We start from the raw sequence: 17,315 nt of genomic DNA on the forward strand, positions 1-17,315 counted from the left end.
ATTTAATATAAATCGTATGGCTTTTGATATTGAAATGATTAAAAAAGTGTATGCAAACATGGCAAGTCGTGTTGATGCTGCACGTGAAATTGTGGGTCGCCCACTTACATTAACAGAGAAAATTTTATATACTCACCTTTGGGACGGTGTTGCAAAAGAATCGTATAAACGAGGTGTTGATTATGTAGATTTTGCACCAGATAGAGTAGCTTGTCAGGATGCGACTGCACAAATGGCGTTGTTGCAATTTATGCATGCTGGAAAAAAAACAGTTGCTGTCCCGACAACAGTGCATTGCGACCATTTGATTTTAGCAAAAAATGGAGCCGAATTTGATTTGGCCGCAGCCAATACACAATCAAAAGAGGTTTTTGATTTTCTTTCATCGGTTTCTAATAAATATGGAATTGGTTTTTGGAAACCGGGTTCAGGGATCATCCATCAAATCGTTTTGGAGAATTATGCTTTTCCGGGTGGAATGATGATTGGTACAGACTCTCATACAGTAAACGCTGGCGGATTAGGAATGTTGGCTATTGGAGTAGGGGGAGCTGATGCCGTAGATGTAATGTCAGGAATGTCTTGGGAGTTGAAGTTCCCAAAACTGATAGGTGTAAAACTAACCGGAAAATTATCTGGTTGGACTGCTCCAAAAGATGTAATTCTTAAAGTGGCAGATATTCTTACGGTAAAAGGTGGAACAGGAGCAGTTGTTGAGTATTTTGGAGAAGGAGCTACTTCTATGTCGTGTACCGGAAAGGGAACTATCTGTAATATGGGTGCCGAAATTGGAGCAACTACTTCGACATTTGGATATGATGATTCTATGAGACGATATCTTTCTGCAACAGGACGTCAGGATGTAGTGGATGCTGCAGATAAAGTAGCGACTCACTTAACGGCAGATCCAGAAGTGTATGCAGATCCAGCAACTTATTTTGATGAATTAATTGAAATTAATTTATCCGAATTAGAGCCACACATTAACGGGCCTTTTACTCCCGATAGAGGAACTCCTGTTTCAAAAATGAAAGAAGAAGCCAAAAACAATGGTTGGCCGATAAAAGTGGAATGGGGATTAATAGGTTCTTGTACAAATTCTTCTTACGAAGACATGGCTCGAGCAGTATCAATTGTTAATCAGGCTGTCGAACACGGTATTACCCCTAAGGCTGAGTTTGGAATCAATCCTGGTTCGGAACAAATTCGTTATACTATTGAAAGAGACGGTATGATTGCCGCTTTCGAAAAAATGGGAACCAAAGTTTTTACCAACGCCTGCGGACCGTGTATTGGGCAGTGGGATAGAGCTGGAGCGGATAAAGGCGAAAAAAACACCATTGTCCATTCTTTTAATCGTAATTTCTCAAAAAGAGCCGATGGTAACCCAAATACTCATGCATTTGTAACTTCTCCAGAAATGGTTGCAGCATTAGCTATTTCAGGGAGATTAGATTTTAATCCTTTGACAGATACTTTATTGACTGATAACGGACAAGAAGTGAAGCTAACTGCTCCGTATGGGGATGAATTACCTAAAAAAGGGTTCGATGTAGAAGATGCTGGTTTTCAGGCTCCGGCAGAGGATGGCTCTAATATTCAGGTAAATGTCAATCCAAATTCAGATCGTTTGCAATTACTTGCTCCTTTTGAAGCTTGGGATGGCAAAAACATTACTGGTGCCAAGTTACTAATCAAAGCTTTCGGAAAATGTACCACCGACCATATTTCTATGGCAGGTCCTTGGTTGCGTTTTCGCGGACATTTGGATAATATTTCAAACAATATGTTGATTGGCGCTATTAATGCATTTAATCAAAAAGCCAATTCTGTTAAAAACCAATTGACTGATATCTATGAAGAAGTGCCAAAAGTGCAAAGAGCATACAAAGCTGCTGGAATTCCTTCGATTGTTGTAGGAGATCACAATTATGGAGAAGGTTCCTCACGTGAGCATGCTGCAATGGAACCTCGTTTCTTGGGGGTTAAGGCTGTGTTGGTAAAATCTTTTGCTCGTATTCATGAAACGAATCTCAAAAAACAAGGGATGCTGGCATTGACTTTTGCAAATGAAGCCGATTATGACAAAATTCAAGAAGATGATACTGTTAATTTCTTGGATTTAATCGATTTTGCTCCTAGCAAACCATTGTCAATAGAATTTGTTCATACCGATGGTAGCAAAGATGTTGTCTTAGCAAATCATACCTACAATGAAGGGCAAATTGGTTGGTATAAAGCGGGCTCAGCTTTAAATTTGATTGCAGCAAATGCATAATTTTAACCGTTATAAATCAAGAACTCTCAAAGTATTTTGGGAGTTTTTTTATTTATAACGATACTTACCAAGACCTTGTATAGTTTTTTTTATGTAGTTTTTTCTTCTCAAAAGTACTGTAGAGGGTTAGGATGAATTGTGCAATGCAACAATATTGTTCTAAAATGCGTTATAACTTTTTTGAATTTTAGTAATGATTTAACTTACATATTTACTTAAAAGTTTATATTTGTAAATCTTGAAAAAAAATGTTTTTTTTGATAGAAAAAATAATAATAAAGTTGATAATCTCTCTAGAATTTATTGTATTAATAAAAATAAGAGAAAAAATAATTATATGAAGTGCTTTAGAATCATTGTTTTAGCTTTTTTTGTGTGTGGGATAAGTAGTTATTCTCAAGATACTACTATTAAACATAGTATTGTAAAAGGTGAAACAATTTCTAGTATTGCAAAAAAATACAATGTTTCGATTGCCGACATTTACAAGATAAATCCAGAAGCCAAAAAAACATTACATCTGAATCAAATTATCTTAATACCAAATTCTGTATCAAACATAACGAATGATGCTGAAAAAAGGAAACTAGCCAATACAACTCAAATCAGTCATCAGGTTTTGCCAAAAGAAACATTATATGGGATTACCAAACAATTTAAAACAACTACAGAATTACTCTATAAAGCCAATCCAAAACTTGAATCAGAGGGTCTGAAAAATGGGCAAATTATTGTTATTCCATCAGGCTTGACTTCAAATGAAATTGCGGGTTTATCGAATACAAATAGTAACAATGAAGGAGAAAATACTTCAACTATCACTCATCAAGTAAAGCCCAAAGAGTCTTTGTATGCAATTGCAAAACAATACGGAATCTCGTTAAAGGAATTGCAAGAGGCTAATCCGAAAATTGGGAGAAAAGGTTTAAGCATAGGTCAAGAAATTACTATTCCTGCTAATGGAAAATTACATTCTAGTGCAGTTTTAGTTGCTAATGAGAATGAAAATATTCAAACAACAGCTGGTTTAGAAACCAAAAAAACTGATTCTATTGCAGTTGATAATGTTGCGAATAAAACCGAATTCGTAACCAATGATGTTGCTCTTGGAGTTCCAGTTGCTAATACAGTTTTGGTTCAAGATAAGATTAAGGCAACAAATAGTAATAAGTCTTCAGAGATTGTTCATACTGTTCTTACCAAAGAAACCAAGTATGGTATTGCAAAACAATACGGAATTTCTGTAGCTGATTTAGAAAAGCAAAATCCGAGTATCATTACAAAACTAGAAGTTGGTGCCAAATTGACCATTCACGTTTCAAATCTACCTGTTGTTGAAGAGAAAAAAATTGAAAATGTAGTTCAAATTGGTGCAACCGAAAAACAAACAGATTCGATAAGTGTACCTATTAATTTAGCGATGGAAGAGCTAATCAATAAGTTGATTGAATCAGCATCAGATAAGATTGGGACAAGGTATAGGATTGGAGGCACTACTACAACAGGATTTGATTGTTCTGGGCTTATTTATTCTACATTTGGGTCATTTGATATTAAATTACCAAGATCATCAATCGAACAATCAACTGTTGGAGAAAGAGTTGATGATGATAATGCTCAAAAGGGAGATTTGATATTTTTTAAAACTAATGGTCGAAGTAGGATTAATCATGTTGGAATGGTGGTAGAAGTTATTGATGACGAAATCAAATTTATTCATTCCTCAACACATTCTGGAGTTATTATTTCATCAACCAAAGAGCCTTATTATCAGCGAACTTTTGCTCAGGTAAATCGGGTTCTGAAATAATTAAATCGATTTTTTTTTAACTCTTAAGGGAAACTTAAGAGTTTTTTTGTTTAAAAGAGTATTGAACAAGTCGTTTTATTTTCGAATATTTTGAGCGTTTTATTATTATACAATAAATATCTGATATTGAGGAATCTTGCAAAGTTTTGGTTGCTTAGTGTAATTCAAAATATTTTACTTAGAGTGAAGAGGTGTTAAAAACAGAAAACCCGTTTTGATGGGCAAAACGGGTTTTTCTAGTGTAGTAAGCACTTATTTAATATTAGGAAACTTGGTTTTCTAACACTAACTCTTCATTAAAAGGAAGATTCCAAGCTTCGGCAACTCCTTTGTAAAGGATTTTTCCATTAGCAATATTCAATCCTTTTCTTAATTCTTCATTTTCAGCACATGCTTTTTGCCATCCTTTGTTTGCTAATTGTATCGCATAAGGTAAAGTTGCATTTGTTAATGCTAATGTAGAAGTATAAGGAACTGCACCTGGCATATTAGCTACGCAGTAATGTACAATATCATCAATTATAAAAGTAGGATCCTCATGGGTTGTAGGAGTACAAGTTTCAATGCAACCTCCTTGGTCAACAGCTACGTCAACTAGCACAGTACCAGGACGCATCAATTTAAGCATGTCGCGTGTAATTAAGTGAGGGGCTTTTGCTCCAGGAATTAATACAGAACCAATAATTAAGTCGGCATCAACAATTGCTTTTTTGATATTGTAATTGTTAGACATTTGTGTCATAACATTAGCAGGCATAATATCGTCTAACTGACGCAAACGAGGTAAGCTAACATCCATAATTGTTACTTGAGCTCCCAGTCCTGCTGCCATTTTTGCAGCTTGAGTTCCTACAATTCCTCCGCCTAATACCAAAACTTTTGCTGGAGGTACTCCAGGAACACCTCCAAGAAGTATTCCTCTTCCTTTTAGTGGCTTCTCTAAGTATTTTGCTCCTTCTTGTATAGACATTCTGCCAGCTACTTCAGACATTGGCACTAACAAAGGTAAACTACGGTCTGTTTTTTCTACAGTTTCATAAGCTAAGCAAATTGCCTCACGCTCGATCATAGCATGTGTTAATGGTTCTGATGATGCAAAGTGAAAGTAAGTAAAAAGTAATTGATCTTTTTTGATTAAGTTGTATTCAGAGGCAATAGGCTCTTTAACCTTGATTATCATATCTGCAATCGCATAGACTTCCTCAATTGTTGATAGTATTACAGCTCCTGCAATTGTATATTCTTCATCCGAAAAACCGCTTCCTTCACCTGCTGTAGTTTGAACATAAACGCTATGACCATTATTTTTCATTTCAGCTACACCTGCTGGAGTCAAAGCAACACGATTCTCGTTATTTTTTATTTCTTTTGGTAAACCGATTATCATAAAGGTTCTTCTTATGTTTGGTATTGTGATTTTACTTTACAAATGTAGTAGATATGAAAAAAAATTTCTTCGCAATACATTTAAATAAGAAAATATTATTTTAAATTGTTAGTTTTGAATAAAATTTTTCTTTTTAAATTGTTTTTTTAATTTTTCAAAAGAAAAAATATCGGATTATTTTGTTATTTTTTAATTGTTTTATATTGGTTTTTGTTATGATTTTAGATGAAATTGACAGAAAAATATTGCGCATCCTGCAGGAAGATGCTCATTTGACACTAAAAGATATTTCGAATAGAATTAATCTTTCCTTGACTCCTGTGCATGATCGTGTGAAACGTCTTGAAAAAGAGGGTATTATAGAGCGATATGTTTCGATTTTGAATAAAAAAAAGCTTGGAAAGAACTTAACGGTTTATTGTCAAGTGACTTTGGTAAGGCAGACTTTTGATATTTCGGGTAGTTTTAATGAGGCAATTTTGAATATGCCAGAAGTATTAGAATGTAATTTTGTTTCGGGTAATTTTGATTATTTATTAAAGATTGTATTACCTGATATGGAGAGTTATCATCATTTTCATCAAATGAAATTGTCAGCACTACCCGAAGTATCCTTGGTTAATAGTTTCTTTATTATTTCGGAAGTAAAAAGTACAACTGTTTTACCTATTTGAGTAGAATAATTTAGAACTGCTGATTTTTTAGTTTGGATTAGGTGTATTAATTCAATCAAAACATTCCATCAATAATAAGTCACCTGAGTTGTGGGTAATGATTACCATTCCATCCTGAACAACACTATTGCTACTTCCAGTTCGATAGCCCATCGTTAAGCTGTCGTTTTGTAACGGATAGGTCAAGTTTTGAGAATAGATTCCAGCTACAATTCCTATTGGGATCAATGATATTGGGGTGTTGGCTGTGTACCATTTTTCGAATTTTTTGGGTAATAAAAATATTTTAGAATGGTCGTCAAGAATTACAATCTTGAGTAAATCACGATAACGGACAATATTTGTAATGTTGGTTATCGTATGATCGGCTCTTTTGCCTGTCGCCCAAACAACATTTACAGCTGGAATTTTTCTTTGTATCAGATAATCAAATGCTTTTTCTAAATCGGTTTTGTCTTGATCTGGTGTGTGTACGATTTCTAGTGGGTATTGTGTTTCTTTGTATTCTTCAGGATCGAATCCGTGATCAAAATCGCCTAATAACACATCGACCTTAATGCCTAATTTTAATACTCGTTCTATTGCTGAATCCAGAACGATTACTAGCGGTGACCATTCTAGTAGCTGTCCCAATAATTCAGGATTACATTCTGCTCCGTTGGCAATAATTAAGGCTGGTTCTTGGTCGTCGCGAACGATATGGTGTGAAGACATATGGTAGTAATGATTTACGATTTTTGATATGATATTTTAGAATTGTTATTGTCAAATTCATCAATCACCAAAGGTAGTATTTCTTTGTTTGTAAACCATAATAGACAGTTTAGATATCGTAATCGAAAATCCCAAATTACTCAATCGTATAATTCTCGGAGTCTATTTCCGAAAGTTGAAAATAACCAAAAGGGAAATTATCGGGATTGGTCTGATTTACTATGTTTCCTCTTAATGTTGATGGTGCCGTGGCAAAAGGATTTCCGCCATCGGTACCAGCAATGTTTAGTAATTTGTTCATGTAGTTTGCATATTTTTCAGTAATTCCTTGTACACTAAAAAGCATTACATCCCCTTTTTCGATATTTTCATCACGGTAATAGGCAAACATTAAATTGCCTTGAGAGAACTCGTCTGTCATAACACCATATTCAGGATAAACAATTTTAGAATTTTTAGAACCAACTAGATAAAAATTATCTTCGGTGCCATTATCTTGAAAGTAGAATTTTATTTCGTAAACATCTTTTCCTTCAATTCCAGGTTTAAGCGTTTGTTCAATTTTATCTAATACTGGACTTGCTGTAAAAATAGATGTTGAAGTATAAGTTTCGCCTTTGTAAACAATAGTAAGTTCGTAAGTATCTCCAATAACTGGAGCGAAGTTGTTACAGTTGTACAATCCAGTTTGACCATCTTCAACAAAGATATAAGTAAGCGGTGTTGCCAATGAAATATTGCTGATGGTAACAGTTGCGCCAGTTGCAACAGGTATCGTATTCGCATAATAATCAGTCGAAGTTGTTAGTTTTATTTGTTGATTGTTTCCAGTAGTTTCTTTTTGCCATTTTATGGAAGCGTCAATTACTAATTTTGGTTGAGCAGTTTCTAAATCTACTTCAACAACATCTTCACAGCTGATATAGGTTAGCGAAATGATAAGTAAGATGATATATTGTTTTATGTTTTTCATATTGAATTAAAATTTAAAATTATACGAAATAGATGGTACTGCTCCAAAAATGGATAGTTTTACTGCTTCGTTGGCACCTGTATCCGTGTTTTCTCTAAAATTTATTGAGGCAGCATTTTTTCGGTTATAAACATTGTAAATGCTGAAAACCCATTCGCTTTGCCATCCTTTTTTTCTTTCAGGTTTTGGAATATAAGTAGCTGATAGATCTAAATGATGGTAAATGGGAAGACTGTTTTTGTTGCGCTCACCATAACTTGGTACACTAATTCCTTGGTAAACATATTGTCCGTCTGGGTAACTCACAGGTTGTCCGCTTTGTAAGGTGAAATTTCCACCAAAAAACCATTTTTCACTTAAAGTGTAATTTCCAGTTACGGCCAAGTTGTGCAGTTTGTCATAGGCAGAACGATACCATTCGCCGTTATTAATTCCAATTTCATCTGGTGTTCTACCAGGAGTTCTTTGTTGTGATTTTGATATTGTATAAGCAATCCAACCATTAAATTTACCAGTGTTTTTTCGCAATAAAACTTCAAGACCATATGAGCGCATTTCGCCATTAAGAATTACCTGTTCGATAGCTTCATTGGCGATCAAATCGGCTCCATCAATGTAATCCATTCGGTTTTGAATTTCCTTGTAAAAGGTTTCAAGTTCTAAAGTGTATTTGTTTTGACTAAAATTGTTGAAATAACCAATCCCTACTTGGTCTGCAATTTGAGGTTTTAGATAATTGTCGCTAGGAGTCCAGACATCGAGTGGTGTTGGTGATGCAGTATTAGATATCAATTGAAGATATTGTACCATGCGATTGTAGCTGGCTTTTATAGATTGATTTGGATTTAATTCATAGGCAATGGCAAAACGCGGTTCAAAATAACCGAATGATGCTATTGTTTGATTCTTTTTGTACGAAGTTGTGCCGATAGGTGTGGCTTTTTCATAAATTTTTAATTCCGAATCGTATGCAACAGGCTGATTGTTTTCATATAAATTTACTGTCGAACTCCCTAAACGATTAAATAAACTATATCGAAGACCGTAGTTTACAGCCAATTTTGAAGATATTTTTTGTTCGGCTTCAATGTAGATGCCGTTTTCAAAGGCATATTTTTTTTCTAATTGTTTATGATTCGTTCCCGAATTTTCTCCTTTTGGATTAATTGTTCCAGGATTAAAATCATAGTAGATAGAATTGAAGCCATAATTCAATTTTATCGAATTGGATAAATAATGTTTGAAATCGTATTTTAGATTATAGTTTTTAATGCCAGAATCCCAGTTGAATCCTAAGAAATCTAAGTCTAATCCGTAATAGTAATTACTGTAGATGAGTGACAAATTTGAGAATAATTTGTCACTAAAAAGATGATTCCATCTTAAGTTCATTGTTGCATTTCCGTAGGTGTTTGCAAAAGTATCATTTAACGAAAAAACATCACGTCCAAAATAACCTGACAAATAAAGGCTATTGTTTTGATTGAGTTTGTAATTTAATTTGGTGTTTAAGTCATAAAAATAAGCCGAGTTGTCATTGCCAGATAGCTTTAGGAATAAATGTGCATAAGATGCTCTTCCGCCCACTAAGAATGATCCTTTGTCTTTTACAATTGGGCCTTCCGCAAGAATACGACTGGTGATTAAACCAACTCCTCCATTCATGTGAAAATCATTACTGTTTCCGTCTTTTTGATAAATATCTAAAACAGATGAAGCTCTTCCTCCATATTTGGCAGGAATACCACCTTTGTATAATTTTAAATCTTTGATGGCATCTGGATTGAAAACAGAAAAGAAACCAAAAACATGAGAAGAATTAAATATGGTAGCTTCATCTAAAAGGATTAGGTTTTGGTCGGCACCACCACCTCGAACATTAAATCCAGATTGACCTTCACCAGCATTAGTAACCCCTGGTAAAAACAAAATGGATTTGATTACATCTACTTCTCCCATAACCACAGGCATTTTTTTGATGGACGAAATGGATAGTTTGTTGACACTCATTTCGGGTTTTCGGATGTTGGCAGTGTTTTTTTCAGAACTTATAACAACCTCTTTTAGCTGTTGACCAGATTCGGTAAGAGAATAATTTTTCTTCGTGTTTTGAGTCAAATTTATTTTTTCGTTTACCGTTTCAAAACCGACATATGTAATTTCCATTTCATATTCTCCTTTGGGTAAAGTGAGTGAATAAAAACCATATTCATTGGTCGTTGCTCCAATTTTTAAACTCGGAAAATAAACATTGACTCCTATTAAAGTTTCATTGCTTTTAGAGTCCGAAATTGTTCCGCTTATAATAAATTTTTGTTTGTTATTACTTTCTTGCGAAAAAACATGTAGCGAATTGAGGAGTATTATAATAATTAGAAGGCTTTTTTTGAGAATCATCGGTCGATTTTTAGAATAGCAAATTTCAATAAATTGCAGTTGCTTTCGTACTTACAACTTGTTAATCTATCGTTAAAAAATATAAATAAATATTCCATAAAAAGGTTTCTTTTTGATAGAATAGTTGTGGGTGTAAGTAATTGAATTTTAGATTTCTTGAAGGATAATTGAGTTGTCTTCAGTTTTTTGTTTGGTCTTTCTTTTCACCATTTTACTAACTCGTGACATTAGAATTATGGATAGTATTGAGATGCATATGATGATTATACCTAAAGTATCATAATGTTCTAACGGACTTATTTTGTCTTTTTGTACCACTATCGTTCCTGCAAAAGCAGCAGCAATTCCGCCAGCAATTTGTTGTAACGATGAGTTAATACTCATAAAGGCTCCGCGATCTTGCATTTCTGGAATTGAGGTTACCAAAGCAGTCGAAGGAACCATTCTTCCCATAATTCCTACCATCATTAAAACATTAAAAAGGGCAACTAAAACAAAAGGGGTAACTCCTAAATTGGTATAGATTCCAATCATGATAATAGCCCATAAAGAGCCAAAGGTAAAAATTTTAAATTTATCGATTTTGTCACTCAATTTCCCTATTATAGGCATCACAAAAAGAGTTGCCAAGCCCGAAATCATAAATAACATTGGTAATTCGTTTTCGGTTATGTGTAAATTGTTTATGGCAAAAGCGCTTCCAAAAGGCATCATCATAAAACCTCCAATTGATAATAAAGCAGTTGCTGTAAAACCTATGCGATAATCTTTTTTGGTAATGGTGTTGAATAAATGCTTTATCGCTGATTTGTTTGATTGTACTTCCAAATGTTTTGTGATAGGCTTTACTTTAATTGCAATAATAGTTGCAATAATTCCAGCCATAGCAGCAACCCATATAAAGGGTGCGTGCCAACCCCAAGCATTTGCTAAATATAACCCGATTGGGATTCCTAGAATTTGACTAGCTCCAAATCCCATTTGTATAAATCCCATAACTCGTCCACGTTGCTCAAGACTAAACAAATCGGCTACAATTGCCATTGATATAGAACCGATAACGCCGCCAAACAAACCTGTGATAATTCTTGCTGCTACAAGCCAATAATACGAAGTAACTATTCCGCATAAAATTGTGCCAGCAATAAAACCGATATAAAAGAATAAAAGTAATTTCTTTCGGTCAAATTTATCAGCAAAACCAGCTGTCAATAGTCCTGAAATACCTGCGCTAAAAGCATATGCAGAAACTACTAAACCAAAATGTGTTGGTTTTAGATCTAAAGATTTCATCAGAATATCGCCCAGTGGAGACATTACCATAAAATCTAGAATTACCGTAAATTGGGTAATAGCTAATAGAAATACAGCCAATTTTTGATAGGAAGTAAATGATAATTCCGAAGTGTTTTTTTTCATTTTAGAGTAGTTTAGTCTAGTATTTTACAACTAAAATTTTGCTCGTTTACAAGCTTAATTATTTCTGTTTCGGTTAAGGTGTTGGTTTCTATTCGTAAAACGCAATCAATGTCTTCTTGGTCAATATGCCATTGATAGATTTCTGAATTATGATCTAATATTTCTTTTATTGATTGTTTGTCGTCCTGAGTTTTTATGTTGGTAGCAAAGATTAATATATTTTCTAATTGGTTTTTCATGGTTATTTGTTTTAAGGTGTCAATGCTTTAAGTACACATTCGAATGCTTCGTCTGTTGCTTCTTTAGTTAGGGAAAATGGAAATCCTGCCATATTTTTTCCTTCATTGTGAAATCGGAGTAGTGTGTATAAAGGGCCGTAGGCAATACTCCAGAAAATTTCTTTGGGCATGGGTTTCAATTCTTTTCGTGTAATGGCATTTTTTAAAAAAATGTTCATTATGTTTTTAAAATCATGGATGCTTGCTTCCAAAATATGATCTCTATAACTAGAGTAGCTCAGTAATTCCCAACAAGCAACTTGGTTTGGATTTTGTGTTGCAAATCGGATTCTGTTTTCCCATTGCTTGCGTAAGCCCTCTCCAAAAGACATTGTTGTCGAAAAATCATAGATCATTTCTTTAAAGAAATTTTGACCAATTTCAACTCCGATCCTTTTAATCAAATCATCTTTGTCGGAATAATAGATGTATAGAGTAGCTACAGAAATGTTACTTTCTTTGGCTAGTCGATTCATGCTGAAACCTTCAATGCCATTTTTGACCAGCATTTCAATGGCTTTTTGTTTGACTATCTCTTCTTTGTTGGTATCTCTTGTTCGCATATTTTTGTTTTACCAAACAAAAATATTAATTATAAATGAATGTTCGCTTATTTATAAAAAAGATTAATATGTTAAAGTTTTTGATTAAAAATGGAAGGGAAGAGATTTGGTAAAAAAAAGACAACCCTTTCGAGTTGTCTTTGAAATATATAAACTAAGGATAAAAATTAAGCTGTTTTTAAAGCGGTAATTTTATCTAAAATTGTATTGAATGTAGTGCTTGGACGCATTGCTTTGCTTACCAATTCTGGAGTTGGTTGGTAGTAACCCCCTATAGTTTGTGGTTTGCCTTGTGCTTCGATTAATTCAGTGTTGATTTTAGCTTCGTTAGCTTCCAATTCTGCAGCAATAGGAGTGAAGATGGCTTTTAATTCTTCATCTTTTGTCTGAGCAGCTAGAGCTTGAGCCCAGTAGAATGCTAAATAAAAGTGTGAACCTCTATTGTCTATTTGTCCTACTTTACGAGCTGGAGATTTATCATTAGCCAAGAATTTATCATTAGCTTCATCTAAAGTTTCAGATAAAACAATTGCTTTTGCATTGTCTAATGTTTGTCCTAAGTGTTCTAAAGAAGCTCCTAAAGCAAGGAATTCTCCAAGTGAATCCCAACGTAAGTATCCTTCTTCGATAAATTGCTCAACGTGCTTAGGAGCTGATCCTCCAGCACCAGTTTCGAACAATCCACCACCGTTCATTAATGGAACGATTGATAGCATTTTGGCAGAAGTTCCAACTTCAAGAATTGGGAATAAATCGGTTAAGTAATCGCGTAATACGTTTCCTGTTACCGAGATAGTATCTAGACCTTTAACTATTCTTTCTAAAGTATATTGAGTCGCTTCAATTGGGCTTAAGATACGAATATCCAAAGCTGATGTGTCGTAATCTTTTAAATATTTCTCAACTTTAGCAATCAATTCTCTATCGTGTGCTCTGTTTTTGTCTAACCAGAATACAGCTGGAGTGTTAGATAAACGAGCTCTGTTTACTGCTAATTTAACCCAGTCTTGAATTGGAGCATCTTTGGCTTGACACATTCTGAAAATGTCATTCGTTTCAACATTTTGTTCCATCAAAACTACTCCGTTTTGGTCAATAACACGAACAACACCGTCTGCTTTCATTTGGAAAGTTTTATCGTGAGACCCGTATTCTTCTGCTTTCTGAGCCATCAAACCTACGTTTGGTACGCTTCCCATTGTTCTTGGGTCGAAGGCACCATTTTTTTTGCAAAAATCAATGGTAGCGGTATAAACACCTGCATACGAACGATCTGGAATAATTGCGATTGTATCTTGAGCTTTTCCATCTTTATTCCACATTTGTCCAGAAGTACGGATCATAGCTGGCATAGAAGCGTCAACGATTACATCTGAAGGTACATGTAAGTTGGTGATTCCTTTATCAGAATTTACCATAGCCAATGCTGGCCCGTTTTCGATAGCTTGTGCTAAGGCAGCTTCAACTTCTGCTTGTTCTGGTTGTCCAGCTATTTTTGCATAGATGTCGCCTAAACCATTGCGAGTATCTATGTTAATTCTTTTGAATAAATCAGCGTATTTTGCAAATACATCTGCGAAATATACTTCAACAATTGCACCAAAGATAATTGGGTCAGAAACCTTCATCATGGTTGCCTTTAAGTGTGCTGAAAGTAAAACACCTTCTTTTTTGGCTTCAGCAATAGTTTCGGCTACGAAAACTTTCAAAGCTGAAATGTTCATTACGGAGCTATCGATGATTTCTCCTGCTTTTAACGGAGTGCTTGCTTTTAAAACGGTAGTAGAACCGTCTTTGGCAATAAATTCAATTTTTACATCATTTGCTTCTGCAACAGTTACTGATTTTTCACTTCCATAAAAATCGCCTTTAGACATAGAGGCTACTTTAGTTTTAGAATCTGATGACCAAGCTCCCATAGAATGTGGGTTTGCTTTTGCGAAATTCTTAACAGCTCTTGGTGCTCTACGGTCTGAGTTTCCTTCACGTAAAACAGGATTTACGGCAGAGCCTAATACTTTCGAATATTTTCCTTTAATTTCCTTTTCGGCATCATTTTGTGGATCTTCAGGGAAATTTGGTACTGCATAACCATGAGATTGTAATTCGGCAATTGCAGCTTTCAATTGTGGTACGGATGCAGAAACATTAGGTAATTTTATAATGTTAGCTTCTGGAGTTGTGGCTAGTTTTCCAAGTTCGGTAAGGGCATCTCCAATTTTTTGATCTTCTTTTAAAAATTCTGGAAAATTGGCTAGGATTCTTCCTGCAAGTGAAATGTCTCGGGTTTCAATTTCGATATTTGAAGTAGCAGTAAATGCTTGGACAATAGGTAAAAAAGAGTAGGTAGCCAATAATGGAGCCTCATCTGTTAATGTGTAAAAAATTTTCGCTTTTGATGTCATTTTTTTATTTTTTATCTAAAACTTAGGTTTGTAAGTGGCCTTTCTGATAACAATACAACGATTGAGTGAAGGCTGGCAAAGATACAAAATGATGTTGGAAATGTGTTTTAAAATTTGTATAAAAAAATCATATTACAGAGCTATTCTGTGATATTTTGAATTTGATATTTTTAGAGGCTTTTCATTTGTGAATTGCCAATTTTTTAGTGGATAATTGTCAAAAAAAAAGTCCCAAATTCGATTGGTATCGAAATGGGACTCTTTGAAATTAATGAAGTTAACGAATTATCTTCTTTTATCTTTAATTTTAGCTTTTTTACCAGTAAGTTCTCTGAAGTAGAAAATTCTTGCTCTACGTACGTGACCTTTCTTGTTGATTTCAATTTTTTGTAAAGCTGGTAAGTTAACTGGGAAGATACGCTCTACACCAACTGAACCTGACATTTTACGGATTGTAAAAGTTTCAGTGATTCCAGTACCTCTTCTTTGAATAACAACACCTTTAAAAAACTGTGTTCTTGTTTTTTCACCCTCTTTAATTTCGTAGTAAACTGTGATTGTGTCTCCAGCTCCAAAATCAGGGAAATCTTTTTTTGCTACAAATTCGTCTTGAACGAATTTCAATAAATCTGCCATTTTGTTTTTATTTATGGATTTTATATTAGAGCAACATTCACGGGTCTCGCCAGAGGTTGGTCTAAATCGGGTGCAAATATAATCAAAAATCTTAAAACTGAATTCTTTTTTTTAAGTTTTTGTTTGTTCTTTAAAAAATTGTTTTATAGGGATTTATGATTTTATAAGAGTAAAAAAAAAGAGCTTTTTAGTAAAAGCTCTTCTGTATTAAGATGTGTTCAGTAAAAATGTTAAAGAACCATTTTTGCTAATTTTACTTTTCGTTTAGTGCTTTTGATACTTTTATTAAGACCACTTGATTTTTTTACACCTAACGATGAAGCAAGACTTTTGTCTCTTTTGTCAAATAATTTATCTACTTCTTTATCGCGATCTTCTTTAGATAAATTCTTTTTGTCTAAGCCAAGCAATCCTGTTACTAATTCGTTGTTGGCTTTTTCATAGCTAGCTTTTTCGCTGGCATTTAATGATACGCCATTGGTGTTATTTAATTCTTTTAGAAGAGATGCTTTGTTTAGACCTTGAGCATAAGAAGTTACCGAGATTAAAAAGGCGAGAACCAGACTTAATTTGAATAATGACTTTTTCATAGTTTTATTAATTTTCGTTGATAATGCTTTTATTTAGAAATATAAATTTATGAAAATTACGCATTATGGTGTGATTTTTCCTTGTTTTATTTTTTGGATTATTTCTTGGTTTTTTTCGTCTGTTTTGGCTTTGATGTCACTGTATTTATTTATGCCTAATGAGGAGGTCAAACTTTTGTCTCTCTTGTCAAAAAGTTTATCGATTTCTTTGCTGCGAATTTCTTTGGATAAATTCTTTTCGTCTAAGCTAAGTAAGCCCGAAATTAGTTCGATATTAGTGTTTTCGAATGTGTTTTTTTCTGTGGCTGTTAGTTCTATACCGTATGTTTTATTGAGTTCATTCAATAAAGAAACTTTGTTGATCCCTTGGGCAAAGGAAATGAATGAAGTAAAAAATAGAACAGTAAAAAATAATTTTGCGAACGACTTTTTCATGGCTTTATACTTTAAAGGATTATTATATACGAACGGTATTTTTAGTCTAAAAGTATAAGATTGTGAAATTTAATCGTTTAGCAAGTCCGGTCTTCTTTTTTTAGTGTGTTCGTAGGCGGTATCTTCTCTCCACTTGTCAATTTTGGCAAAATGGCCACTCAATAACACATCTGGAACTTTCCATCCTTTATAATCGGCAGGTCTTGTGTAGATAGGTCCTGAGAGTAATCCGTCTTGAAAACTGTCTGTCAAAGCCGAGGTTTCGTCGCTTAGAACACCTGGAATCAATCGAATGATAGAATCGCATAATACCAAAGCTCCCAATTCTCCACCGCTCAAAACATAATCTCCAATAGAAATTTCTTTGGTGATAAAATGATCGCGTACACGTTGGTCAACACCTTTGTAATGTCCACAAAGAATAATGATGTTTTGATAAAGCGACATAGTGTTGGCCATTTTTTGATTCAAAGTTTCGCCATCTGGAGACATATAGATTACTTCGTCATATTCCCTTTGACTTTTCAAATGTGTAATGCAAGCATCAATTGGCTGAACAGTCATAACCATTCCAGCGCCACCACCAAAAGGATAGTCGTCAACACTTTTTTGTTTATTGGTCGTATAGTCTCTTAAATTATGAAAATGAACTTCGACAAGTCCTTTGTCGATAGCACGTTTCATTATCGAAGCTTCAAATGGACTTCTTAATAATTCAGGTAATACGGTTATAATGTCAATTCTCATGTTGTACTT

At 34.2% G+C, this 17,315-nt stretch carries 15 protein-coding genes; 3 read left to right on the forward strand and 12 right to left on the reverse strand.

The window, feature by feature from the left end; translation table 11 throughout:
• Positions 1-16: 16 nt before the first annotated feature.
• The gene (locus tag ABEB18_RS07120; RefSeq protein ID WP_348798513.1) at positions 17-2,278 is read left to right on the forward strand and encodes an aconitate hydratase; all 2,262 of its coding nucleotides are present in this window, start codon (positions 17-19) and stop codon (positions 2,276-2,278) included.
• Positions 2,279-2,615: 337 nt separating this feature from the next.
• Complete coding sequence (locus ABEB18_RS07125) at positions 2,616-4,088, forward strand: C40 family peptidase (protein WP_348798514.1); 1,473 nt, start codon at positions 2,616-2,618, stop codon at positions 4,086-4,088.
• A gap of 262 nt (positions 4,089-4,350) precedes the next feature.
• On the opposite strand, the gene ald is transcribed toward ABEB18_RS07125, so the two are convergent.
• A complete protein-coding gene (ald, locus tag ABEB18_RS07130) occupies positions 4,351-5,475 on the reverse strand; it encodes an alanine dehydrogenase (protein WP_348798516.1) in 1,125 nt (374 codons plus the stop codon).
• A gap of 215 nt (positions 5,476-5,690) precedes the next feature.
• Between ald and ABEB18_RS07135 the strand changes: the two genes are divergently transcribed.
• Positions 5,691-6,149 carry an Lrp/AsnC family transcriptional regulator gene (locus tag ABEB18_RS07135; protein ID WP_348798517.1) on the forward strand — a complete coding sequence of 153 codons (459 nt, stop codon included), beginning with the start codon at positions 5,691-5,693 and terminating at the stop codon, positions 6,147-6,149.
• 51 nt (positions 6,150-6,200) lie between these two features.
• On the opposite strand, the gene ABEB18_RS07140 is transcribed toward ABEB18_RS07135, so the two are convergent.
• The 11 genes from ABEB18_RS07140 to trmD all read right to left on the reverse strand — a co-directional run bounded on the left by ABEB18_RS07140 (position 6,201) and on the right by trmD (position 17,306).
• Positions 6,201-6,863 (reverse strand): thiamine diphosphokinase, encoded by a 663-nt coding sequence (locus ABEB18_RS07140; RefSeq protein WP_348798519.1) that lies wholly within the window; start codon positions 6,861-6,863, stop codon positions 6,201-6,203.
• A gap of 136 nt (positions 6,864-6,999) precedes the next feature.
• Entirely contained in the window at positions 7,000-7,836 is an 837-nt protein-coding gene (locus ABEB18_RS07145; RefSeq protein ID WP_348798520.1) for a DUF4249 family protein, read from the reverse strand.
• A gap of 6 nt (positions 7,837-7,842) precedes the next feature.
• Positions 7,843-10,233: a TonB-dependent receptor gene (locus tag ABEB18_RS07150; RefSeq protein ID WP_348798522.1), complete on the reverse strand. Its 2,391-nt coding sequence runs from the start codon at positions 10,231-10,233 to the stop codon at positions 7,843-7,845.
• Positions 10,234-10,380: 147 nt separating this feature from the next.
• Positions 10,381-11,652: an MFS transporter gene (locus ABEB18_RS07155; protein ID WP_348798523.1), complete on the reverse strand. Its 1,272-nt coding sequence runs from the start codon at positions 11,650-11,652 to the stop codon at positions 10,381-10,383.
• Between the two features lie 11 nt (positions 11,653-11,663).
• On the reverse strand, positions 11,664-11,891 hold the full coding sequence (locus ABEB18_RS07160; protein WP_348798525.1) for a hypothetical protein: 228 nt from the start codon (positions 11,889-11,891) through the stop codon (positions 11,664-11,666).
• An 11-nt stretch (positions 11,892-11,902) separates the two neighbouring features.
• Positions 11,903-12,493: a TetR/AcrR family transcriptional regulator gene (locus ABEB18_RS07165; protein ID WP_348798527.1), complete on the reverse strand. Its 591-nt coding sequence runs from the start codon at positions 12,491-12,493 to the stop codon at positions 11,903-11,905.
• Positions 12,494-12,660: 167 nt separating this feature from the next.
• Positions 12,661-14,898 carry an NADP-dependent isocitrate dehydrogenase gene (locus ABEB18_RS07170; RefSeq protein ID WP_348798529.1) on the reverse strand — a complete coding sequence of 746 codons (2,238 nt, stop codon included), beginning with the start codon at positions 14,896-14,898 and terminating at the stop codon, positions 12,661-12,663.
• 285 nt (positions 14,899-15,183) lie between these two features.
• Entirely contained in the window at positions 15,184-15,534 is a 351-nt protein-coding gene (rplS, locus tag ABEB18_RS07175; protein ID WP_348798530.1) for a 50S ribosomal protein L19, read from the reverse strand.
• Positions 15,535-15,764: 230 nt separating this feature from the next.
• Entirely contained in the window at positions 15,765-16,124 is a 360-nt protein-coding gene (locus ABEB18_RS07180; RefSeq protein WP_348798531.1) for a hypothetical protein, read from the reverse strand.
• Positions 16,125-16,187: 63 nt separating this feature from the next.
• The gene (locus ABEB18_RS07185; RefSeq protein ID WP_348798532.1) at positions 16,188-16,559 is read right to left on the reverse strand and encodes a hypothetical protein; all 372 of its coding nucleotides are present in this window, start codon (positions 16,557-16,559) and stop codon (positions 16,188-16,190) included.
• Between the two features lie 69 nt (positions 16,560-16,628).
• Complete coding sequence (trmD, locus tag ABEB18_RS07190; protein ID WP_348798533.1) at positions 16,629-17,306, reverse strand: tRNA (guanosine(37)-N1)-methyltransferase TrmD; 678 nt, start codon at positions 17,304-17,306, stop codon at positions 16,629-16,631.
• Positions 17,307-17,315 lie beyond the last annotated feature (9 nt).

It is taken from the genome of Flavobacterium adhaerens (assembly GCF_040045115.1).
Classification (GTDB): Bacteria; Bacteroidota; Bacteroidia; order Flavobacteriales; family Flavobacteriaceae; genus Flavobacterium; species Flavobacterium adhaerens.

Excerpts from the sequence above, each read along its gene's own strand:
- ABEB18_RS07180 (WP_348798531.1), bottom strand. The coding sequence starts at position 16,124 with ATGAAAAAGTCATTATTCAAATTAAGTCTGGTTCTCGCCTTTTTAATC.
- ABEB18_RS07185 (WP_348798532.1), bottom strand. The coding sequence starts at position 16,559 with ATGAAAAAGTCGTTCGCAAAATTATTTTTTACTGTTCTATTTTTTACT.
- ABEB18_RS07150 (WP_348798522.1), bottom strand. The coding sequence starts at position 10,233 with ATGATTCTCAAAAAAAGCCTTCTAATTATTATAATACTCCTCAATTCG.
- rplS (WP_348798530.1), bottom strand. The coding sequence starts at position 15,534 with ATGGCAGATTTATTGAAATTCGTTCAAGACGAATTTGTAGCAAAAAAA.
- ABEB18_RS07140 (WP_348798519.1), bottom strand. The coding sequence starts at position 6,863 with ATGTCTTCACACCATATCGTTCGCGACGACCAAGAACCAGCCTTAATT.
- ABEB18_RS07125 (WP_348798514.1), top strand. The coding sequence starts at position 2,616 with ATGAAGTGCTTTAGAATCATTGTTTTAGCTTTTTTTGTGTGTGGGATA.
- ABEB18_RS07170 (WP_348798529.1), bottom strand. The coding sequence starts at position 14,898 with ATGACATCAAAAGCGAAAATTTTTTACACATTAACAGATGAGGCTCCA.
- ABEB18_RS07165 (WP_348798527.1), bottom strand. The coding sequence starts at position 12,493 with ATGCGAACAAGAGATACCAACAAAGAAGAGATAGTCAAACAAAAAGCC.
- ABEB18_RS07160 (WP_348798525.1), bottom strand. The coding sequence starts at position 11,891 with ATGAAAAACCAATTAGAAAATATATTAATCTTTGCTACCAACATAAAA.
- ABEB18_RS07155 (WP_348798523.1), bottom strand. The coding sequence starts at position 11,652 with ATGAAAAAAAACACTTCGGAATTATCATTTACTTCCTATCAAAAATTG.
- trmD (WP_348798533.1), bottom strand. The coding sequence starts at position 17,306 with ATGAGAATTGACATTATAACCGTATTACCTGAATTATTAAGAAGTCCA.
- ald (WP_348798516.1), bottom strand. The coding sequence starts at position 5,475 with ATGATAATCGGTTTACCAAAAGAAATAAAAAATAACGAGAATCGTGTT.
- ABEB18_RS07145 (WP_348798520.1), bottom strand. The coding sequence starts at position 7,836 with ATGAAAAACATAAAACAATATATCATCTTACTTATCATTTCGCTAACC.
- ABEB18_RS07135 (WP_348798517.1), top strand. The coding sequence starts at position 5,691 with ATGATTTTAGATGAAATTGACAGAAAAATATTGCGCATCCTGCAGGAA.
- ABEB18_RS07120 (WP_348798513.1), top strand. The coding sequence starts at position 17 with ATGGCTTTTGATATTGAAATGATTAAAAAAGTGTATGCAAACATGGCA.